Genomic DNA, 22,232 nt, shown 5'->3' on the forward strand with positions numbered 1-22,232 from the left:
CCCGGGTCAGGAGGTACGGCGCCGGGTCCTCGCGTGCGTGGCACCGAGCGAAGCCACGACGACAGCCGCGACACCAAGGGTCTGTTCAGCGCTGAGGACCTGACCGAGCAGGACCAACCCCACGAGCGCACCCGCAGCCGGTTCCAAGCTGGCAAGCACGCCGAACGAACCGCGGGACATCCTTCTCAGCGCTTCCATCTGAAGCGAATAGGACAACACGCTGGACAGCAATGCCACCACCATGCCCAAGGCAAGCACGCTGAGGCTGAACAATGCGTTGCCCGCCTGGCCGACCCCGTAGGGCAAGGTGAGAACAGCCCCCCAGCACATCGCCAAGGCCAACCCCCTTGAATCGCCCAACCGCCGAACGAGCGTTGCCGACACGACGATGTAAAGCCCCCAGCAGAACCCGGCAACGCCGGCGAACAGCAAGCCACTACCCGTCACGTTTCCACCGTCACCCGTCAATGCGAAGACGCCAACGGCCGCCAGCAACGCCCACAGGACGTCCAAGACTCGGCGAGAGCCCACGAGCGCCACGGCCAGCGGACCCAGGAACTCCACGGACGTGGCGATACCGAGCGGCACCCTGGCCACTGCCTCGAAGAAGGCGATGTGGTGAACAGTGAGCGCGCTACCCGCCAACAGGACGAGGCCCCAGGTCCGCCGGTCGTACCGGACGCCAGGTCGCCACCAGAGCAACAACAGAACCGCCGCGAAGGAGAGGCGCAGCGACACGACTCCCGCGACACCGACGACGGGAAAGAGGTCCGTCGCGACCGCTGCGCCGCACTGCAGGCCCACGATGCCGCCGAGCACAAGGCCCGGCGCCGGTACACGCGCCAGGCCCCGGGCTACTCGCATCCGAGAACTGCCGCGAGCCTCCTGCGACTCCACTCCTGCTCGAGCCTCCTCGTCATCCGGTTCGCAGCCGACGGGTCTGCTGCCCGATCCCCAGCAGACCGGGCAGATCGGCCACCGATGCGAGGACGTGGGTGGCACCACCTGCGAGGAGTGCGTTCGCATCGTGCGATCCCGTGCGGACTCCGGCGACCACGGACGCGCCCGACCGACGCCCGGCCAGCATGTCGTAGGCCGTGTCGCCGGCAACCGCGACGGCCCGCACATCGCTGATCCCGAGGCGAAGGACAGCGGTCAGGATCATGTCGGGGAAGGGACGTCCCCTCCCGGATTCCTCCGGGCACAGCACGAGATCCGCGAGATCACTCCACCCAAGGCGGTCCAGCAAGCGTTCCCTGGTCGGTTTCGAGAACCCGGTGCTCAGGCACGTCCGGATGCCGTTGTCCCGCAGCAACCGCACGGCTTCCTCAGCGCCCGGCACCGGTTCGCAGCGACGCGCGGCCAGGGCGTCGTAGCTGCTCTCGAAGGCGCCGTTCGCTTGCTGGGCACGGCTTTCATCGCCGGCGAACAGCGTGCGGAACACCTCGATCTTCGACTGCCCCATGGTGTCCCGGACGTGCCGGTGGGCGTCCGCGAACTCTTCTGTTCCCTTGTGGACACCGGATTCGCGCAAGGCATCGTCGAACGCTTTCGCCACAAGGCCGTCGTCGCGCACCGTGGTGCCGGCCATGTCCAGCACCACCAGCTCGATCTGATCCATCACGTCAACTCCCATCGCCTTCGGGCGCTTCGATCCGGTCGACGCCGCGCGTTCCGCGAAGGATTCAACTCCGGGGCAGCAGCCGCCGGCAGGCCCAGATGCGGTCCGGAAACGAGTACCAGCGTCAGTCGACGCGCTCGGCCAGCACTCCGCCGGCGACCTCCGCGAGCAATCGGATGCCGTCGTCGATGGAGCGCAGTGGTACCGCCGAGAAGCCGATGCGGAAGTGGTTGCGCCCGCGTTCCGGATCGAAGAAGAAGATGTCCCCCGGTTCGATGAGGATCCCGTGCTCCTCGGCCCGCTCGACGAGCCTGCGGCAGTCCAGGTCGGGTGGTCCGGTCATCCACAAGCTCACGCCGCCTGGTGGGAACGCGGCTTCCTGCCACGGCAGGTAGCGGTTCACGGCCTCGCACACGGCTTCCCACTTGCCCATCAGCTTCGAGCGGTAGCGGCGAAGCGAACGGTGGTACTCCCCCGTTTCGACGAGCATGGCCAGCGCGCGCTGCAAGTGGCCGGACGGATGCCGGCAAACGTAGCGGCGGACCTGCCGCAGCTCCGCGACCAGCGGTGCGGGCCCCACCAGGTACCCCAGCCGCAGACCCGGCGAGAGGAACTTGGAGAACGTCCCGAGGTAGACGGCGTCCCCAGTGCTGTCCAGCGCCTTCAGCGCCGGTGTCGGCCTGCCCTGGTAGCGGAACTCGCTGTCGTAGTCGTCCTCCACCACGACCGTGCCGCTCTCGGCAGCCAGTTGCAGCAGTTGGCGGCGACGACCGATGCTCAACGTCACGTTGGTCGGGTGGTGGTGGCTCGGCGTCAGGTACAGCAGGTTCGTGCCCTGCAACGACTTGGGAGGCTGCAGACCGGCGTGGTCGACGCGGTGGCACCGCACATCCGCCCCGGCTCGCAGGAAGATGTGCCGGGCATCGAGGTAGCCGGGGTCCTCGATCATCACGGTCTGCCCCGGCCCGAGCAGCGTCCGGCCGAGCAGGTCCAGGCCCTGCTGCGATCCCACCGTCACCAGCACCTCGTCCGGGCTCGCCTCGATGCCGCGGGCAGGCAACAGGTGACGGCAGATCATGTCCACCAGCATCGGATCGTCGGAGCCCACGCTGTCCTGCAGGCTCTGGTAGATGTGCGGGTGGAACAGCGCATCACGCAGGCAGCGCGACCACGACCGGGACGGGAACGCGGTCACGTCGACCTGCCCCGCCAGGAACGGATACGGGTACTGGTGCCAATCCGTGCGCTTCTCGATGTGCGGGACGTCGGCGTCCGGGGCACGGCGGATCCGCTGGGACCAGTCGATGCGCGGCGCGGTGTCGCGCATCTGGGCATGGCACTGCTGACGCATCTCGGAGTTGACGAACAGCCCGCGGCGCTCCTCGCTGTGGACGTATCCTTCGGCGATCAACTCCTGGTAGGCCAGGCTGATCGTGTTCCGCGAGACGCCCAGCTCCTCGGACAGTTCGCGCGAGCTCGGCAGCCGGTGCAACGGGTCGAAGGTGCCGACCGCGATGCCGTGCTCGATCGCCCGCCGCACCTGCTGGTACAAGGGCTCGTCGGACGACCGATCCACTTCGATCAACGTTCGCGGCATCTTCCCTCCCACAGATGTTCACCCGGGAGTGGTGGAACAGTAGCGCTGCAGGTGCCCCACGGCTAGAGCGTTCCTCAAGGTCCCGCGCAGGAGCCCGTGGGGCACGGTCGCCCACTCTCGTGGTCGCGCCGCTCAGCCCAGCAGCTGCTCTGCCCGGGTGAACTCGCGACCGAAGGCGTTCGCCACGTGCTCATTGGTCAGCTGTCCCGCCACGGTGCTCACGCCACCCGCCAGCTCAGGCCGGGCCTCCACAGCTTTTCGCAACCCGCGGTTGGCGATCTCCAGCGCGTACGGCAGCGTGACGTTGGTGAGCGCGTGCGTCGAGGTGTTCGGCACCGCACCCGGCATGTTCGCCACGCAGTAGAACAGCGAGTCGTGCACCGGGAAGACCGGGTCGTCGTGCGTGGTGGGCCGGGAGTCCTCGAAACAACCTCCCTGGTCCACCGAGATGTCCACCAGCACGCTGCCGGGCTTCATCCGCGACACCAGCTCGTTGGTGACCAGCTTCGGCGCCTTCGCACCGGGGATGAGCACCGCGCCGATGACGAGATCGGCCTCGGTGACTGCGCGCTCGACCTCGTAGCGGTTGGACGTGGTGGTGCGGATCCGTCCCTGGTACATGCGGTCGGCGGCGCGCAACTTGTCCACGTTCTTGTCGAGCAGCTCCACGTCGGCCCAAGCACCGGCGGCGACCGCGACCGCGTTCATACCGGCCACGCCCGCACCGAGCACCGCGACCCGCCCCGGGTGGACGCCGGAGACACCGCCCAGCAACGTGCCTCGACCGCCGTTGGCCCGCATCAGCGCCTGCGCGCCGACGAACGGCGCCAGCCGTCCGGCGACTTCGCTCATCGGGAACAGCAGCGGCAGCGATCCGTCCGGCAACTGGACCGTCTCGTACGCGACACCGGTGATGCCGGAGTCCAGCAGCGCCTGGGTGCATTCCTCGCCGGCCGCCAGGTGCAGGTAGGTGAACAACACCTGGTCCGGCCGCATCCGGCCGTACTCCTCGGCGATCGGTTCCTTGACCTTGAGCACGAGCTCGGCCGTCGCCCACACATCATCGGCCGCATCCACCACCTTCGCCCCCGCCGCGATGTAGTCCTCGTCGCGGATCGCCGAGCCGGCGCCCGCCCCGCGCTCGACGAAGACCTCGTGACCGCACGCGGTGAACTCGTGCACGCCTGCCGGCGTCACCGCCACCCGGTACTCGTGGTTCTTCAGCTCCCGTGGAACACCGATCCTCATCTGCCACTCCCGTCAACCCCGTTGTGCTGCTCGCCGCCGGGCGAGCTCGGTGAACAGAGGTTGGGGCCGGCGCTGGCACCGTGAGAAGGGCCAGTGGCGCCCATCTCGATGGGTCCAGTCCGGAGTTCCCGCCGATGTCCGCGGCTGGTCCTGCCATTCCCGCCCGTTCTGGACCTGCCGTCCAGCCCCGTCCGGGCTGCATCGTCGGGACCAGACAGGGTGCACCGGCGCCAGGCCGATCCCCCGCAGACCGAAGGAGGAAGCGTGGACACCGCAGAGTTCAGGGACAAAGCTCGTCGACACCTCGGACCGCATTTCACCCGCGGAGCCCAGTGGCGATCCGGCGAACTGCCCGTGTTCGTGCGCGGCGAAGGGTGCCACCTGTTCGACAGCGACGGGCGTCGCTTCCTCGACGGGCTGGCGGGCCTGTTCTGCGTCAACCTCGGGCACAGCCGCAGCGACATCGTGGCCGCGGCGACGAAGCAGATGGGATTGCTGCCCTATTCGACGAACTGGGGCTCCGCGCACCCGCCGTCGATCGAAGCGGCTTCCCTGATCGCCGAGCTCGCGCCGGGTGACCTCAACACGACGTTCTTCGTCAACTCCGGTTCCGAGGCGGTCGAGAGCGCGCTGAAGTTCGTGCGCCAGTACCACCGCAGCAACGGGCAGCCGCAGCGGACCAAGATCATCAGCCGGCAGATGGCGTACCACGGCACCACGATGGGCGCCCTGTCCGTCACCGGCCTGCCGAAGATCCGCGAGCCGTTCGGCCCACTGCTGGACGGCATCCGGCACGTCCCGAACACGCACGGCCTCCTCGGCGACTGCGGGCCTGCCGACGAGTTGGCGCCCGTGCGCGCGATCGAGCAGGTCATCGAGGAGGAGGGCGCCGAGACCATCGCCGCGATCTTCGCCGAGCCGGTGCAGAACGGTCGCGGGGCGCTCGTCCCGCCGGACGGCTACTGGCAGGAACTGCGCAGGATCTGCGACGAGCACGGCATCCTGCTGGTCTCCGACGAGGTGATCTGCTCCTTCGGCCGCATTGGCGACTGGTTCGGCAGCGCCCGGTTCGGCATCGTCCCCGACCTCATCACGTTCGCCAAGGGATCCACCTCCGGTTACGCCCCGCTGGGCGGCGTGATCATCCGCGAACCCCTGATCGAGAAGCTGTTCGACCACGGCGGAACCGGGTTCACCCACGGCGCGACGTGGGGTGGGCACCCGGTCGCCACGGCGGTCGCCGTCGCGACGATCAAGGCCATGCAAGAAGAATCCGTCTTGTCCAATGTGGAAGAGCGAGGCCCTGATCTGCGCGCCGGCCTGGATGCCCTGCAGAGCGGCCACCGTTGCGTCAAGGACGTCCGCGGTACCGGGTACTTCTACGCGATCGAGCTGATGGCGGACCGGGACTCCGGGCGCGAACTGACCGACGAGGAATCGGCCAGGGTGCTCCGGGAGGTCCTGCCGGAGTCCTTCCGCCGCACCGGCGTGATCCTGCGCGGCGACGACCGAGGCGCGACCATGATCATGGTGTCCCCGCCGCTGATCGCGGACGGCGAGATCATCGGCGAATTGCTCTCGGGCATCGACGGCATGCTCTCCGACGTCGAGAGCGCCGTGGCTCGCTGATCACTCGAACTGTCGAGCGGCCGGCAAGGGTACTTGCCGGCCGCTCGACGCATTCTCCACACGCGGCGAACCGAAAACCGAAGCGCCCGTTGCGGACCGAAGGCTCACCGGCCCTGGCGTCGCAGGGCCTCGCGCAGCACTTGGGCCAGGTGGAGGCCGTCGCGGTCGGTGCCTTGGGCGATTTGCGTGCGGCAGGAGAAGCCGTCGGCCAGGACCAGGTCTTCGGGGTCTGCTGCGCAGACCGCCGGGTAGAGCTCCTGCTCGGCGCAGGCTTGGGAGACGTCCCAGTGGCCGCGCTCGAAGCCGAAGTTGCCCGCCAGACCACAGCAGCCGGATGCGATCACATCGGTGTCGACACCGACGCGGGCGAGCACTTCGCGGTCCGGGTCGTAGGAGCCCTTGGCTTCCTGATGGCAGTGCACCTGCGACACCGCATGCACGTCGAGCAGCCCGAACGGCCACGGGCCGTCGTGCGCGGCGACGAACTCGGCGAACGTCCGCGTCTGCGCCGCGAGGCGTTGGGCCCGCGGATCTTCCGGCAGCAGTTCGGTCGCCTCGTCGCGCAGCATCACCGTGCAGGACGGTTCCAGCCCGATGACCGTTCGGCCGGCGGCCAGGTGCGGTGCGAGCGATGCCAACGACCTCTCAAGCACCCACCGGGTGGTGTTCAGCTGGCCGGTCGAGTGCCAGGTCAGTCCGCAGCACACGAAACCGTCGGGCAGCACCACCCGATATCCCATTGCTTCCAGCACTTCGACGGCCGCTTGCCCGACGTCCGGGCTGAGGAAGTTGGTGAACGTGTCCGGCCAGAGCACGACGGTCCGCGAACCGCGTGACGGACGCCGCCGCAGCCACCGCGACAGCGACCGCGGCGCGAACCGGATCATCTCGCGGCGCGGTTCGATCCCGCCGAGCCGCTTGACCAGCACCGCCACCGGGCGTTTCGACAGCAACGAGTTGGTCGCCGAGGCGAGGCCTGGCACCGAGGTGATCAGCTTGGCCCACAACGGCAGCCAACCCATCGAATAGTGCGCCGCCGGCCGCAGCCGCCCCGCGTAGTGGTGGTGCAGGAACTCCGCCTTGTAGGTGGCCATGTCCACGTTGACCGGGCAGTCGTTGGCGCACGCCTTGCAGGACAGGCACAGATCCAGCGCTTCCCGCGTCTCCTCCGACCGCCAACCATCCGAAATGGACTCGCCGCGCAGCATTTCGGCAAGCACCCGAGCCCGGCCGCGCGTGGAGTGCACCTCGTCGCGCGTGGCCTTGAACGACGGGCACATGCTGCCGGTGTCCAACGACCGGCACGCACCGACCCCGACGCATCGGTTGACCGCTGCGGCGAACGATCCCCGATCCCGGTGCAGCGCATGCACGGGTGTCACCTCCAGCGCGCGGTGCCCGGGTCCGGGCCGCACTGCGGCGTCGATCGGTGCCGGGTCGACCAGCACGTCGGGGTTAAGCGTCCCCTGCGGGTCGAAGATGTGCTTGAACGCGGCGAAGCAGTCCAGCATCGGCTGCGAGTACATGATGTCGAGCAGCTCAGAACGGGCCCGTCCGTCACCGTGCTCGCCGGACACCGAACCGCCGTGCGCGACGACGACCTCGGCCGCTTCGGTGATGAACGACCGGTACCCGGCGAGACCTTCCTCGGTGCCGAGCTCGAAGTCCACTCGCAGGTGCAGGCAGCCTTCCCCGAAGTGCCCGAACGGCACACCACGCAGACCATGATCGCCCAACAGCGCGTACAGATCGCGCAGGTAAGCGGCCAGGTTCTGCGGCGGCACGGCGGAGTCCTCCCAGCCCGGCCAGGCCTCGCCACCGTCGGCGAGCCGGGTGACGATACCTGCACCCGATTCCCGGATCCGCCACAGCGAGCGGGTCGCCGCCGGATCGGTCACCACCAGCGACGTTGCCCCGTCGATGCGCTCGGCGGCCAGGCGTCCCAGCTCGTGCGCCCGCTCCGCGGCTTCAGCGAGCGATTCCCCTCCGGTCTCGCAGTACAGCCACGCCTGACCGGCGGGCAGGACATCCCCAGCGTTGGCCCTGCCCGGGCGCGAACGCAACGCCGCGAGCAAGTCCGCACCCATGCCTTCAACAGTCATCGCGCCGGCCGCAGCCAGCTCCGGCGCGACCTCGGCGGCCGAGTAGACGTCGGGAAAGCCGAGCACCAGCAGGGCGCGGGCCGCCGGGGTTTCCACCAGCCGCACCGTGGCCTCGGCGATCAGCCCGCAAGTGCCTTCGCTACCCACCAGTGCTTTGGCGACGTCGAACCCGCTCTCCGGCAGCAGGTGGTGCAGCCCATACCCCGAGACCTGCCGCCCGAACCGCCCCAACTCGGTGCGCAGCAGCGCGAGATTGTCGCGCACCAGCCCACGCAGCTGCGCGTCCACCTCGGCGTCGCCGCTGGTGGAGCCGGTGACGGTCAACTCGCTGCCATCGGCGCGGACCATCCGCAGCTCGATGACGTTGTCCGCGGTCGTGCCCCAGGCCACCGAGTGGGAGCCGCAGGCGTTGTTGCCGATCATCCCGCCGATGGTGCATCGGGAGTGGGTGGAGGGATCCGGCCCGAAGGTGAGCCCGTGCTCGCTCGCTGCGGCACGCAGATCGTCGAGCACCACGCCCGGCTGCACCCGGGCGGTACGTCCCAGCGGGTCGATCTCGAGGATCTTGTTCATCCTCCGGGAGAAGTCGAGCACGACGCCACGCCCGATGGCGTTGCCCGCGACCGAAGTCCCGCCACCGCGAGCCGTCACCGGCACACCAGCCGCGGCGGCCAACCGCACGACGACCGCGACGTCCGCTGCCGAGCGCGGCTCGACGATCGCGATCGGAACCTGCCGGTAGATCGAGGCATCCGACGCGTACGCCGCCCGAGTCGTCAGATCCGCGCGCACCAAACCGGGCAGCTCGGCTTCGAGCTTCTCTTGCAGCGCCGACGCCTCGACCGCCATGAGCACACCTCCAGGCAAGTTGCATGCAACAGTTGCATGTTACATTCCACGATGCCGAGGGGGAAGCGGTCCGCCGCCTGACTACGATCAGAGGCAGCGGTTGGAGGGACACAGTGGAGCGGTTGCCCGAGGAGCTCACCAAGAGCGAGCGGCTAGCCGTCGCGGTGCGCGACGCAATCCGCAACGGCGAGCTCGCGCCAGGACGCCTCTACTCCGCGCAGGAACTCGGCGAGCGCTTCGGCGTCTCCCGCACTCCCGTGCGCGAGGCGCTGCTGAAGCTCGCCAACGCGGGCCTGGTGCGCATCGAACGCAACCGCGGCGCGCGGATCCTCACCAGCACCGACAAGGACATCAACGAGGTCTTCACCCTGCGACTGCTGCTGGAACCGCCGGCCGCCGGGCGCGCCGCGGGACAGCCGGCGTTCCCGGTGGCCGACCTCGACGCTGCGCTGGCCGAGATGACGGCCCGCCAGGACGACCGCGAGGCATTCTTCGCCGCCGACCGCGCGTTCCACGACGTCATCCTGCGGGCCAGCGGCAACGAGCGGCTGGCGGAGTTCGTCGCCGGGCTGCGCGACGCGATCTCGCTGCAGGGTCGTCGAACCATCCCCAGTGGACGCAGCCCGGCGCAGATCCTCGCCGAACACGAAGAAATATCCGCCGCGGTCCGTGCGGGCGACCGCGAACTGGCCGCCCGGACCATGCGCGACCACCTGCTCAACACCGCTGAGCTCCTGCTCCCCGACGACCGCACCGAACTCCGGGAGTGGCTGGGGCCGGAAAGCACGTGAGCGAAGATCCCAGCTCTTGCCAGATCGACCGCCCCGGGTCGAGCGACGGGCGAATGCGCGGACAAGAAGCACACCGGCCTGTCAGCACCGCGGTTACACCAGCCCCGCACTTGCCGGAAACCGTATCCGTGCGGGTCATGCTGCGTGGTGGTACTCGTGGAGGATGCCATCGAGCCGATCGCGTCGACGTATGTCGAGCGGCTCGTGTTGGTCCGGATCGGCGGCCGGCGCGATCCGCATGGCGGTTTCGTACTGGCAGTCTCGCTCGCCAGCGGTCAGTGACGCGCTCCTCGGGTGGTCAGGGGTAAATCCCACGAAGGCGTACAGAATCGGCCACGCGACCCACGCCGACGACGTGCGCAGCTTGCCGCAGCGTGATGCCGCGGGCACGGCTGGTGGCGGCCACGGTGTCGTAGGCGTTGTTCATCAGGTCGCGCAGGCGAACCTGCACATCGTTCTCGTTCCAGGGATAGGCCTGGAGGTTCTGCACCCACTCCAGGTAGGACACGGCGACGCCGCCGGCATTGGCGAGGATGTCCGGCACGACCAGGATGCCCCGGTCAGCGAGGATGGCATCGCCTGCCGGGGTGGTCGGGCCGTTGGCGCCTTCGACGATGAGGCCGGCCTTCACCTGGTCGGCGTTGGCGCCGGTGATCACGCCGTCGAGGGCGGCCGGCACGAGCACGTCGACGTCCAGCGCGAGTAGATCGGCGTGGCCCATTGGCTCTGCGCCGGGGAAATCTCCAACGCCCGGGGCTCCGCCGGCAACGTAGTCGCGCAGCAAGCCGATGTCGAGTCCGTCTCCGCGATAGCAGCCTCCACTGACATCCGATACCGCGACGACGCGGATCCCCGCCTCGGCGAGATACTGAGCCGCCAGAGCACCGACCTTGCCGAAGCCCTGGACTGCGGCTGTGCACTCCTTCGGGTCACGGCCGAGGTCCCGCAGCGCAGACAGGGCGCTGATCACGACCCCGCGCGATGTGGCACCGCGACGGCCGGGGGAACCGCCCAGCGGCAACGGCTTGCCGGTGACAACGCCAGGCACGGAATGTCCGGCGTTGACCGAGTAGGTATCCATGATCCAGGACATGGTCTGCTCATCGGTACCCACATCAGGCGCGGGAATATCACGTTCGGGGCCGAGCAGGGGCATGATTTCACTCGCGTAGCGGCGGGTGACCCTTTCGAGCTCGCGGGGGGTCAAGGCCGTTGGGTCGACGGCGACACCTCCTTTGGCTCCGCCGTACGGAATGCCGACCACCGCGCATTTCCACGTCATCCACATCGCCAACGCGGTGACCTCGTCGAGATCTGTCGCCGGGTGGAAACGGAGTCCGCCCTTAGCCGGTCCACGGGCGAGGTTGTGCTGGACTCGATAGCCCTGCAGGACCTGCACGGTGCCGTCCTCCCGTTGCAGCGGCACCGACACCGACAGCGATCGACGCGGCGTGGCGAGGATCGCGTGCAGACCATCGTCCAGCTCCAGGATCCGGGCTGCATGGGCGAGCTGGGACAAGGCGGCGGATCGGGCTGTTTCCCTGCCGCCGACGGCCGGTGCGACCACATTGTCGGCACATGTCCGCGTGGACGGTCTCGGCGCGGCGTGTGGTCGTTCCGTGATGGATGTCATGGCGAACTCCTTTGGAGGATTGGGTTCTGGTGTATCGCCGGGACAAGTGGAAGAACTCCAGTGGCGCAGCGGAGCGGGGAGGTTCGGGCTCGCGACGCCGGTGTGGCGGGTGAATTGTCAGCGGTGGCGCGGCCGAATTCGCGGTAGGCGAGCCAGGTGTGGCGGCGGCCGCGGGTTGCCGGCCGCCCATCGCCGTTAATGCGGACTCCCCGTCCCCGTGGCAGCAGGACGTCGGCTTCTACACCCCTGACAAGACGGCGGCGAACTGCTCGACCATCCAGTTGAGCTCCGATTCCTCGATGACCAGTGGGGGTGCCAGGCGCACCGTCGATCCGTGGGTGTCCTTGGCCAGAACGCCCCGGCTCGCTAGCCGCTCGCATACCTGACGTCCAGTCATCAGACCGGGCTCGATATCGATCCCTGCCCAAAGGCCATGGGTCCGCACGGCCGCGACGCCACTGCCCACCAGCTCCTGCAGCTGCACGTTCAGCCGCTCGCCCAGAACCCTGGCACGACGTTGGTACTCCCCCGTTTCGAGCAGGCCGACTACGGCGTGTCCGACGGCGGCAGCGAGCGGGTTGCCACCGAATGTGGAGCCGTGGTTGCCGGGTTGGATAACGCCGAGCACGTCGTGATCGGCCACGACGGCGGAGACCGGCACGACACCGCCGCCCAATGCCTTGCCGAGGATGTAGATGTCGGGAACGACCTCTTGGTGATCGCAGGCGAACGTGGCGCCGGTGCGACCGAGCCCGGACTGGACCTCGTCCGCCACGAAGAGCACGTTGCTCCGCGTGCAGAGATCCCGGACCTGTCGCAGGTAGTCGGCGGGCGGCACGAGCACACCGGCCTCACCCTGGACTGGCTCGATCAACACGGCCGCGGTGTTCTCGTCCACGGCGTTCTCGAGTGCCGCGATGTCGCCGTGCGGGACGGCCCGGAAGCCGGGGGTGAACGGACCGAACCCCGTCCGTGCGACCGGATCGCTGGAGAAGCCGACGATCGTCGTGGTCCGTCCGTGGAAGTTTTCCTGTGCCACCACGATGTTGGCCATGTCCGCTGGAATGCCCTTGACCGAGTACCCCCATTTGCGGGCTACTTTGAGCGCGGTTTCCACCGCCTCCGCACCGGTGTTCATCGGCAGCACGAGATCCTTGCCCGCGAGCGCGGCGAGGTCCCGGCAGAAGGGGCCGAGCCTGTCGTTGTGGAATGCCCTGCTGGTCAACGTCACGCGCTCCAGCTGCTTCCGCGCAGCAGCCAGGAGCGTGGGATGACCGTGGCCGAAGTTGAGTGCGGAGTACCCGGCAAGGCAGTCGAGATATCGCTTTCCCTCGACGTCGGTCACCCAGGAACCGGCAGCTTCGGCGATGACGACGGGCAATGGATGATAGTTGTGCGCGACCACCGCCTCGGCGAGCGTGACGGCGTCGGCGTTGGTGGCGGAACCCGGGAAAGGAGCCGGCGATTCGAGTGCTGACATGGAAGTTCCTTGCTTCATCGGTTTCATCGGGCCGCTGTTCGAGAACCGCGGAAAGTCATTCAAAGCCCTGTCTCGGGGGTGCAGGCGCTGTGCGTGACACGCAGCCGGCCAGGCCGGACGCGTCGGTCAGGCGCTCGGCGGCGCCGAGGTAGCCGGCGAGCAGAGAGCGCGCTACGCGTGCCACATCGTCGTCGCCGGGCAGGAAGGTGTTGCTGTGCAGGGGTTGATCGGTATCGATGCCGACGAACATCATCAGCGAAGGGATGTGCTCGGCGTAGTAGGAAAAATCGTCCGCGCCGACTGATCGCAAGGTGTCTGAGACCTGGAGGCCGGCGTACTCGAGGTGACTGGACACTCGTTCGGCCAGCTCGGGGTCGTTCTCGAGCACCGGCTCACCGTGGGTGAAGGTCACCTTCGCGCCGCAGTTGTGGGCTCGAGCGACGCCCTCGACCACATCGCTCACCCGGTGGTGGAGCAGTTCTCGCGTTGTGGTCGACAACGCCCTGATCGTCCCGCAGGCGCGGGCGATCCCCGGCACGACGTTGGCGGCACTGCCCGCCTGCAGCGAGGAAACGCCGACGACCGCTGGCTCCATCGGGTCCACCGACCTGCTCACCACGCTCTGCAAAGCGACGATGATCTGTGACAGCGCGAGCACCGGATCACGAGCGAGGTGCGGATAGGCTGCGTGCCCGGACTCGCCCTCCACTGTGATCTCGAACTCGTCCGAGGAGGCGTTGACCCCGCCTGGGACGCAGGCGACGACACCTGGCGCGAGAACGGGTTGGACGTGGGCGCCGATCATGGCGCGACAGTCCTGGGCGGTGAGCACGCCGCTGTCGACGATGTCCTGCGCGCCGGACGGATACGACTCCTCTCGAGGCTGGAGCACCAGTAGCAGAGGGGCTGGACCGCCGACTTCGTGCACGGCACGGGCAACGGCCGTGACTGCGGCGAGGTGGGTGTCGTGCCCGCACGCGTGCATCACGCCCGGCCGGGCGGACGCCCACACGATGCCGGTCGACTCGTCGACCGCAAGCGCGTCCAGTTCCCCGCGCATGCCGACCGCAGGGCCGGGGCCGCCGATTCGGGCAACGGCGCCAGTGTGCGCGGTGTAGACGGACGCGGTGCCCTCGGGCAGTGCGGCAAGGACGGCATCGCGGGTCGCGGCCTCGTGCCCGGAGAGGTCCGGGGCCACGTGCAGCCTGCGGCGAAGAGCCCGGGCTGCCGGGAGCTCATCGGCGAGGGCGGCGAGCAGCCGCGCGTGGTCACTCATCGCCCAGCCCGTAGATCCGAACGGCGTTCTCACGACCGATCATCTTGGCCACTCGCACCGCATCTTGTTGTGACCACTCCCCTTCCTCAACCCACCGGCTCAGCGCCGCAGCCATGCCCCGGCGAAAGAGCACGGCCCCGAGGAAGTGCAGTTCTGGCGGTCCCCAGGCGTCGGACGAGTAGAGAACCTTGGCGAAGGGTGCCAGTTCCAGGCTCTCGGCGATGACCGCGGCGGAGCGCGCTCCGGTGTAGTTGATGCCGAGACCGACATCGAAGTAGACGTGGCCGAACACTTGGGCGAGATACCCGGCGTTGCGGTGGAACGGATAGCAATGCAACAACAACACGTCAGTGCCGGATCCCTCGATGGCCTTGAGCCAGCGGGTGAGCAAGAGCGGGTCGCAGCGGTGCAGTTCGACGTCGGGATCGCCGTAGCCCGCGTGCAGTTGCAGAGGTAGTCCGGTGTGGACGCCCTCCCACAACAGCATCCGCAGCAGAACCGGGTCGACCACGCGCACGTCCGCACCGGATTCGATGCTCCGCAGCCACCGCCCGGCAGCACGCAGTACCTCGACCCCGGACGGGGGTTCGGGGTCGAAGTCGAAACCGTAGCGGTACGCCACGATGCTCTTCAGTCCGACCGCGGCCGCGGTGCGGCGCGCGAGCTCATCCCGGAACGCCGCGGCGAGGCCGGCCGCCGTGCTTCCGCTCCCCACGGACTCCAGGACGGATTCCAAGCGGACGATCTCGTCCACCCGCCCGTTCACGTGGTGCCGAAGCTCGCCGGGTTCCAGGATCTGTTCGCCGCAGTAGCCGGTCTCGATCAGCCAGTGGAATGTCCCACTGGCATTCAGGAAGCGCCGGGTCAGCTCGTCGGGGACGAGCTCGGACCGGGCCGACCAGTACTCCGCTGCGCTCGCCCGCGCGGGCAGGCCGAGCAGGGGCGCGCAGTGCCGGCGCAGCGCGAATCCGATCTGGGAATCGAACTGGGTCATCCACGACGGCACCGGGCGGTCCGACTCGGTGATCAGCAGCTCGAAGTCGGCGCGCGAGACTCGGTCCCGCAGTGGCCCGTGAACGTGGTGGTCGACCAACGGGATATCGACGAGCTGAGTGCGCAGATCAGTAGACACTGGCCACCTTCCGGCAGACCTGGGCGACGGTGAGCCCGTCCATCAGAGCGAGCTCGGCGCGTTTGACATCGAGATGGGTCTGGAACAGAGCAGGGGCAAACCATTGCCGGACGACGTCGTCCTTCTCCAGCTCGTCGAGTGCCTCTGGGAGGTCGGCGGGGAGAGGGGGGACATCGGCGAGCTGCTCCGCGGTCGTCTCCTCCGGCCACACCGTCGGCAGCTCGCTGTCGCCGAGGATGCCCTCAAGACCGGCGCGGACGAGGACCCCAAGCACCAGCCAGGGATTTGCGGTCGCGTCCGCAGCGCGGTACTCGAGGTTCAGTTGTTGCGCGGGGTGCGCGCCACCCACCGTGCTCGTCGGGCAGATGCGTAGCAGTGCTTCGCGGTTGCGCTCGGCGAGGAAGACCCCGCCTGTGCTCCAGCGATTTGGCCTCAACCGCAGGAACGAGGACGGGCTGGGAGCAGTGATCGCGGTGAGGGCCCGGGCATGCGCGAGGATGCCGGCGGCGAATCGGGCACCGACGTCGGCCAGCCGACCGGGCCGGTGCTCGTCGAAGAGGACGGGCTGGCCGCTGGCCGCATCCCGCAGGGACAGATGCACATGCACGCCGTTCCCGCTTCCGTCCGCGTCCGGCAGTGGGGCGAATGTGACCCGGCGGCCGTGCCTGCGGGCGAGGTCGCGGACGATCTCCTTGAGCAGTACGGCGCGATCCGCCGCGACGAGGGCGGTACTGGGCTTGAGCGTGACTTCGAACTGGTTCTCGCCGAACTCGGGCAGCCAGGTCTCCGGCTGGAGACCGGTCTGGGCGAGGAGCTGGACGAGTGCGGATCCAAAGGGCTCGATGCCGCGGTAGCGATGGAACGAGAACGGCGCCGTCGGTTCCACGCAGTCGACCATGAACTCGTGCTCGAACGAAGCGACGATCTCCAGCCCTGCTCGCTCGCGCAACTCGGCGAGGGCGGTACGAGCGAAGGTGCGCGGGTCGCATTCCCATGCCGCGCCGTCGAGCGAGGTCTGATCGGCGAGGAGTACGTGGACGCCGGGATGGGTGCCGGTTTCCGGGATCAGAACCCCGGTCTCATGGTCAGGCATCAGGCGCAGATCCCCGACAGAGCCGAACACGTTGTTCTCGGCGATGGGGCCGAAACAGGTCAGGGCGAGGTCGGCTGGAACCCAGCCAACTCCCCGGCGCAGCACGCTGTCGTGCTCGGTATCCGGGACTGCCCTGCCGCGCATCAGCCCAGCCAGATCGCAGGTCGCGACGAACACGGTCGATTCCATGGGTATGCCTCACCAGCCTCGCGTGAATGACCCCGAAACCGAAACATGTATTACATCGAACTGTCAACAGTCAGTTTTTGTAATAGATCATCCAAGCTCTGGGCGCGGTGCTCCCCGGACAGGCCGCGAAGGGCGAGCTACTCGGCGCCGGACGAGCGCGAGAGCGACTCGATCTCGCGCAGCCGAGCACGAGCGGCCGCGCCCAGCTGCTCGGCGACGGCCGCGATCACCGTTTCCACCACCGCCATCGCCGGCACCAGCGAGTCGAACGGGCTCGGCGCCTCGACCCTGGCGGGGAGCACTACCTCCGCCACCTGCGCGACGGGCGACATCCACGGATCCGTGAAGACGATGACGTGGGCACCGCGCGCAGCCGCGTCCTGTGCGAACGCGGCCAGATCCTGGTCGTAGCGGCGATAGTCGAAGAGCACCAGCACATCGCGCCGCCCGAAATCCAGCAGCGTGGTCGTCCGCTCGAGCTCACTGACGGGAACCAGGTGGACCGAGGCGCGAATCATCGTGAGGTGGGTAGCCAGGTACTCGGCCAGCACACGGCTGAACCGCCCGCCGCCCAGATGCACTTGCATGCGCTGGTCACTCAGCAAGCCCGCGGCCCGGTCGAGTTCAGCCTCCGGGAGCGCCTCGAACGACCTGGACACGACGTCGACGTAGTGGTGACGGGCGGCCGACGCACCGCGCCCTCCCCCCGGCTCGTCGTCGGCCGCCCCGATCTGCCGCAGCGGCGAGCCCATCTGTTCATGGACCTCGCGAATCAGCGCTTCCTGAAACGCGCGATAGCTGTCGAAGCCGAGCTGAGCCGCGAAGCGCAACACCGTCGGGGCACTGACGCGCGCCCGCTCGGCGAACTGCGCGACCGTCTCCAAGCCGGCCGCGGGGTAGGCGGCGAGCAAGGCACGCCCGACCTTGAGCTCGCTGGGACTCAGATCGGCCAGCTTCGCATGCACCCGATCGGCGACCGAGGCGGCGAGATCCACCCTGTCCAGCCCCCGCGCCCGGCCGGACTCACCCTTTGCTGCCATTGGCCATCCTTCCGGTGATGCCCGCGCGTCGTCCCGCGCGAACCCACCACAGTTTCGCCGCCTCGGGACGCATCGGACGCAGGGCCACCCCAATCTCACAAGACTTACAAAATTGACCATTGACGGCGTCATTGTAACGTGCATAACATCGTGGCCCGCAGCGGCGATCAGGCCTTCCACGCCGCCCAGCTCAACGCCTGTCCCAACACCGACCGCCACGTGCTGGTCCGTTTCACATCGTCGGCATGGCGCTTTACCGATGGAGGCAATGGTGCCTGGAAAACACAGATTCACCTTGTGGGGCGCACTGGCGCTCTCGCTCGGGCTGATGGGCCCCACGCTGGCGATGACCGGCAACGGCCAGGGCGTGATCGGCCAGGTGGGCGCCGCGGTACCGCTGGTGTTCCTGCTCGGCTTCATCGGAGTCGCGCTGGTCGCATACGGGTTCATCCGCCTCACCCAGCGGTACAACCACACGGGCAGCGCCTACGCCCTGGTCGGGGTCACGCTGGGGCCGCGCGCCGGGTTCGTCGCCGGGTTCGCGTTGTTCGGCACCTACGTGTTCCTGGGGATTTGCACGAGCGCCGCCGTCGCCGCGTTCTTCAACGCCTTCCTGGACGCCGCCGGCAGCCCGGGACAACTCGCGTGGGCAATCCCGGCGTTGATCGCCCTGGCCATCAGCACCTGGCTGAACACCCGGGACAACAGAAGCGTGGCCACCTGGCTGCTGGTGATCGAGGGCCTCGGCATCGCAGCCATGATCGTGCTGGTAGTCGTCATCTTGGCCAGCGGCGGCAACCCCCGCACCGGACTCAGCCTGGCTCCGTTCAACCCCGGCAGCGTCGGCATCGGTCCGATCATCGCCGCTGTGGTCACCGCGTTCCTCTCCTGGGCCGGTTTCGAGGGGTGCGCGGCGCTGGGCGAGGAAACGGACAACCCGAGACGCAACATCCCCCGGGCGTTGTTCGGCTCCGTGCTGATCACCGGTGTGCTGTTCGTCGTGGTGATGTACGCCCAGGTCATCGGCTTCGGTACCGACGCCGGAGGACTGGAGGCGTTCAGCAGTTCCCCGAACACCCTGGGCGATCTCGGCACCACCTACATCGGACACTGGTTCGGGATCCTGGTGTTGATCGCTGCGGTGATGTCGGCGTTCGCATCGAATCTGTCCTCGCTGGCCACCGCGTCCCGGCTGTTGTCCGCGCTGGCCCGAGACGGGTTCGGGCCACGGGTGTTCGCCCGGATCGAGCCGCGGCACCACACTCCCCGCAACGCGCTCCTGCTGGTCGCGGCCGTCGCCCTGGTCGTCACGCTGGTGTCCTACCTGACGACCTGGCCGGTGATGGGTACCGGCGATGTCGCGCTGGACTCCTACTTCTACTTCGGTGTCACGGGCGCGACCTGCCTCCTCGTGGTCTATTTCCTGGTCGAGGTCGCCGTTTTCGCAGCGTGGTGGCGAGGGCAGATCCGAATCCGACCGGTCGAGCTGATCGCACCCGGGGTGGGCGGACTGTTCATCCTCGCCGTGCTGGGATACGGCTTCACGGACCTGACGGACTTCGGACCGGCGTACTTGGCCGGCATCTGGGTGGTCACCGGTGTCGTCGTGGCCTTCGCCGCGCCACGACTGACGCGCAAGATCGGCGCTGCCCTCGCCCACGAACTGGACACCGACCAGCGCGCGGAACTCGACACGGAGGTTCCTGCGCGATGACCGAGCCAGCCGAACTCTATGCCCGGGACCGGGTGATCGCCGGTGTCGAGAAGCTGCGGTTCTATCCGCTCGCCGTGCGCGCGGGGCAGGGTTGTTGGCTCACCGAGCCCGGCGGCCGGAAGCTGCTCGACCTGTCCGCGACATGGACCGCAGTCGCCTTGGGGCACGGCCACCCCGCGGTCGCATCGGCAATCTCTGCAGCGCTGGCCAATCCGCCCGGTGCGGGCGCACTGTCAGCGGCGCACCCTGATTCGGTCGGCCTGGCCGAGGACTTGCTGGCACTGGTTCCCGGGCCCGGCGAGCGCAGGGTCTATTTCGGACACTCGGGCAGCGACGCCAACGATGTCGCGATCCGCTGCGCCCGGCACGCCACCGGCAAGCCAACAGTGCTCGCATTCGAGCACAGCTACCACGGCGGGCTCGGCGTAGCCATGAACGCCTCCGGTGTGCACCTGGATGCCGGGCACGTACAGCCCGATCCGGCGATCGTGTTCGCCCCCTACCCCGACCCGTACCGGGGCACCACCGCGCGGCAGAGCCTCGCCGAAGTCGCCTCGGCGCTGTCCAGCGGCCAAATCGCCTGCGTCATCGTCGAACCAATCCTGTCCGATGGGGGACTCGTGGCGCCCCCGGACGGGTTCCTGCGCGACCTCGCGGCCCTGTGCTCCGATGCCGCAGCCCTGCTGATCTGCGACGAGGTGAAGGTCGGGTTGGGCCGCACCGGGCTGCTGCACGCCTTCGCCCACGACGACATCACCCCCGACCTGGTCACCTTCGGCAAGGCACTCGGCGGCGGGCTGCCCATCTCGGCGGCGGTCGGGCCCGCCTGGGTACTCGACCAACCCGTCGCCTCCGCTCTGCTGACCACCGCCGGCAACCCGGTCTGCACCGCGGCGGCCCGCGCCGTGCTCAGCGTGCTTGCCGCCGAACAGCTTGCCGACCGGGCCGCCGCGGCCGGCGATCGGTTCATCACCGGACTCCGGCAGGCCTGCGCGGATCTGCCGGTGGTCGGCGATGTCCGCGGCCGCGGCCTCGCCATCGGGATCGACCTGGTCCGCGACCCGACCACCCGGGAGCGCAGCCCGGATCTCGCGGCATCGACCGTCTACCGCCTCTGGGAACTCGGCGCCGTCGCCTTCCCCGTCGGCGGCAACGTCCTGGAAATCACGCCGCCGCTGATCATCAGTGACGCCGAAATCGACCATGCCGTCGCACTGCTGGCGCAGGCCATCGGCGAAGCCGCCACAGGCGCCGTCGACCCCGACATCGTCCAGGAATACGCCGGTTGGTGATCGCTCCTCCGGCGACCACGGAGAACTACCAACTACCAATGGACAACCGCAACACCGACAACACCAGTCGCCCGGTGAGGTGGAAGAGGAACATGGACACAGCCAGCGCCGTGAAGATGGTGACCGCACGGGTGGAACAGGACCGGAAGTTCCCCGTGGAGCTGACGCAGGAACTCGTGCGGATCCCGACCGTGAATCCGAAGTTCGAGTCCGCCGAAGGCCTCAACCGCGAGGCGGACGCCCAACGACTGGTGGCCGCACACCTCGCGGCAGCCGGCCTGACCACCGAGCAGCACGAGGTCTTCCCCGACCGTCCCAACGTGCGCGCCTACCGCGACGGCTCCGAGGAACGCAGTCTCGTCCTCAACGGTCACATCGACGTCGTCCCCGTCGGGGATCGTGCCATGTGGTCTGCCGATCCGTTCGGGGCCGAGATCCGCGACGGCAGGCTCTACGGGCGAGGCGGCTACGACATGAAGGCCGGAATCGCCGCCGCGATCGCCGCCGCGAAGGCGATCCACGACTGCGGGATCGAACTCGACGGCCGGTTCGAGGTGCACAGCGTCGTGGACGAAGAGGCCGGCGGGTTCGGCGCCAAGAACCTCCTCGCCCGCGGACGTACGGCTTCCGCGGTCATCGTCGGTGAGCCGACCGAAGAACAGGTCATGCTGTGCCAGGGTGGACTGGAATGGGTCCGGGTCACCCTCCGAGGACGCAACGCGCACACCGGATGGCGGTACAACGACATCTACCCGCAGCGCGACACCTCCAACCGCACCCGGCCCGGTGTCAACGCCGCCGAACTGGCTGCGCGCTTGATCATCGCCGTCGGTCAACTCGAGCGCGACTGGGGCTGCCGCAAACCGGCACATCCCCTACTCCCGCCCGGAGTCAACACCATCAGCCCCAGTGTCGTCCACGTCGGCGCGGGCATCGGTGCAGACGGCCTGCCCGCCACGATGACCAATCCGGCCATCACCCCGGACGTCGCAGTAGTCGACTTCGACCTGAAATACCTGCCCACCGAGACGTCGGCGCAGATCCGAGCCGAGTTCGAGGACTTCCTCGCGCACTGGGCGGCCCAGGATTCGTGGCTGCGCGAGAATCCACCGGTCGTGCGGTGGGAGCTCGGCGACCTGCACTTCCCGGCGTTCGACACCCCTCCGGAATTCCCCATCGTCGACAGCATCCGACGACAGCGGACCGCATTGGGCAAGGCAACCGAGCTCACCGGGTTCGTCGCGGTCTGCGACGGCGCTTTCTACCATCCCACCGGCGCGACTCCACTGATCTACGGCGCCCTGGGCGGGGATGCGCACGGCCCCGACGAATGGGTTGACGTCAACTCGATCGTAGACACGGCAAAGGTCTTCGCCGCCGCGGCGATCGAGTACTGCGGACTACGATCGAGAACCCCGTAACGCGCGCTGGGGAAGTTCTTGAACTGTCCAGAAAGGACAGATCGAGCTACGAGCCTTCTCCGCTTCTCCGCCAACCCGGAGGCACGTGGACGAGAATGCCCAGCCCCGCTGTTCCGAACAAAGGG

17 protein-coding genes are annotated in these 22,232 nt (G+C 68.4%); 6 read left to right on the top strand and 11 right to left on the bottom strand.

Translation table 11 applies throughout. From position 1 onward, the window contains the following. Positions 1–6: 6 nt before the first annotated feature. From AC07EQ_RS05960 to ald, 4 genes are all read right to left on the bottom strand, one after another. A complete protein-coding gene (locus AC07EQ_RS05960) occupies positions 7–897 on the bottom strand; it encodes an EamA family transporter (RefSeq protein ID WP_478386804.1) in 891 nt (296 codons plus the stop codon). Positions 898–916: 19 nt separating this feature from the next. Continuing rightward, positions 917–1,621 carry a phosphonatase-like hydrolase gene (locus AC07EQ_RS05965; RefSeq protein WP_478386805.1) on the bottom strand — a complete coding sequence of 235 codons (705 nt, stop codon included), beginning with the start codon at positions 1,619–1,621 and terminating at the stop codon, positions 917–919. A 124-nt stretch (positions 1,622–1,745) separates the two neighbouring features. Further along, the gene (pdxR, locus tag AC07EQ_RS05970; RefSeq protein WP_478386806.1) at positions 1,746–3,218 is read right to left on the bottom strand and encodes a MocR-like pyridoxine biosynthesis transcription factor PdxR; all 1,473 of its coding nucleotides are present in this window, start codon (positions 3,216–3,218) and stop codon (positions 1,746–1,748) included. Between the two features lie 132 nt (positions 3,219–3,350). Further along, complete coding sequence (gene ald / locus AC07EQ_RS05975; protein WP_478386807.1) at positions 3,351–4,466, bottom strand: alanine dehydrogenase; 1,116 nt, start codon at positions 4,464–4,466, stop codon at positions 3,351–3,353. A 264-nt stretch (positions 4,467–4,730) separates the two neighbouring features. Here ald and AC07EQ_RS05980 point away from each other — a divergent pair, with 264 nt between their 5' ends. Continuing rightward, positions 4,731–6,095, top strand: a complete 1,365-nt coding sequence (locus AC07EQ_RS05980) for an aspartate aminotransferase family protein (RefSeq protein ID WP_478386808.1) — start codon at positions 4,731–4,733, stop codon at positions 6,093–6,095. A gap of 104 nt (positions 6,096–6,199) precedes the next feature. Here the strand turns inward: AC07EQ_RS05980 and AC07EQ_RS05985 are convergent, their stop codons facing one another. Beyond that, entirely contained in the window at positions 6,200–9,046 is a 2,847-nt protein-coding gene (locus tag AC07EQ_RS05985) for an FAD-binding and (Fe-S)-binding domain-containing protein (protein ID WP_478386809.1), read from the bottom strand. A 113-nt stretch (positions 9,047–9,159) separates the two neighbouring features. Here AC07EQ_RS05985 and AC07EQ_RS05990 point away from each other — a divergent pair, with 113 nt between their 5' ends. Both AC07EQ_RS05990 and AC07EQ_RS05995 read left to right on the top strand, forming a co-directional pair. Next, complete coding sequence (locus AC07EQ_RS05990; protein ID WP_478386810.1) at positions 9,160–9,837, top strand: GntR family transcriptional regulator; 678 nt, start codon at positions 9,160–9,162, stop codon at positions 9,835–9,837. A gap of 156 nt (positions 9,838–9,993) precedes the next feature. Beyond that, on the top strand, positions 9,994–10,119 hold the full coding sequence (locus tag AC07EQ_RS05995; protein WP_478386811.1) for a hypothetical protein: 126 nt from the start codon (positions 9,994–9,996) through the stop codon (positions 10,117–10,119). Positions 10,120–10,135: 16 nt separating this feature from the next. Here the strand turns inward: AC07EQ_RS05995 and AC07EQ_RS06000 are convergent, their stop codons facing one another. From AC07EQ_RS06000 to AC07EQ_RS06025, 6 genes are all read right to left on the bottom strand, one after another. Next, positions 10,136–11,470: a Glu/Leu/Phe/Val family dehydrogenase gene (locus tag AC07EQ_RS06000; protein WP_478386812.1), complete on the bottom strand. Its 1,335-nt coding sequence runs from the start codon at positions 11,468–11,470 to the stop codon at positions 10,136–10,138. Between the two features lie 238 nt (positions 11,471–11,708). After that, positions 11,709–12,950, bottom strand: coding sequence for an ornithine--oxo-acid transaminase (rocD, locus tag AC07EQ_RS06005; RefSeq protein WP_478386813.1), 1,242 nt, complete (start codon positions 12,948–12,950; stop codon positions 11,709–11,711). Between the two features lie 55 nt (positions 12,951–13,005). Continuing rightward, positions 13,006–14,226 (bottom strand): M20 metallopeptidase family protein, encoded by a 1,221-nt coding sequence (locus AC07EQ_RS06010; protein ID WP_478386814.1) that lies wholly within the window; start codon positions 14,224–14,226, stop codon positions 13,006–13,008. Next, positions 14,219–15,358: an amidohydrolase family protein gene (locus tag AC07EQ_RS06015; protein WP_478386815.1), complete on the bottom strand. Its 1,140-nt coding sequence runs from the start codon at positions 15,356–15,358 to the stop codon at positions 14,219–14,221. Before AC07EQ_RS06015 ends, AC07EQ_RS06010 begins: the two co-directional genes overlap by 8 nt. Beyond that, entirely contained in the window at positions 15,348–16,640 is a 1,293-nt protein-coding gene (locus tag AC07EQ_RS06020; RefSeq protein WP_478386816.1) for a glutamine synthetase family protein, read from the bottom strand. Before AC07EQ_RS06020 ends, AC07EQ_RS06015 begins: the two co-directional genes overlap by 11 nt. A 137-nt stretch (positions 16,641–16,777) precedes the next feature. Beyond that, a complete protein-coding gene (locus tag AC07EQ_RS06025) occupies positions 16,778–17,680 on the bottom strand; it encodes a MurR/RpiR family transcriptional regulator (RefSeq protein WP_478386817.1) in 903 nt (300 codons plus the stop codon). 271 nt (positions 17,681–17,951) lie between these two features. On the opposite strand from AC07EQ_RS06025, the gene AC07EQ_RS06030 reads away from it, so the two are divergent. From AC07EQ_RS06030 to AC07EQ_RS06040, 3 genes are all read left to right on the top strand, one after another. Beyond that, entirely contained in the window at positions 17,952–19,394 is a 1,443-nt protein-coding gene (locus AC07EQ_RS06030; RefSeq protein ID WP_478386818.1) for an APC family permease, read from the top strand. After that, the gene (locus AC07EQ_RS06035; protein ID WP_478386819.1) at positions 19,391–20,686 is read left to right on the top strand and encodes an aspartate aminotransferase family protein; all 1,296 of its coding nucleotides are present in this window, start codon (positions 19,391–19,393) and stop codon (positions 20,684–20,686) included. The genes AC07EQ_RS06030 and AC07EQ_RS06035 overlap by 4 nt, the downstream gene beginning before the upstream one ends. A gap of 92 nt (positions 20,687–20,778) precedes the next feature. Continuing rightward, positions 20,779–22,107 carry an ArgE/DapE family deacylase gene (locus AC07EQ_RS06040; RefSeq protein WP_478386820.1) on the top strand — a complete coding sequence of 443 codons (1,329 nt, stop codon included), beginning with the start codon at positions 20,779–20,781 and terminating at the stop codon, positions 22,105–22,107. Positions 22,108–22,232: the final 125 nt, after the last annotated feature.

This window comes from Saccharopolyspora sp. NPDC045839, from assembly GCF_056431645.1.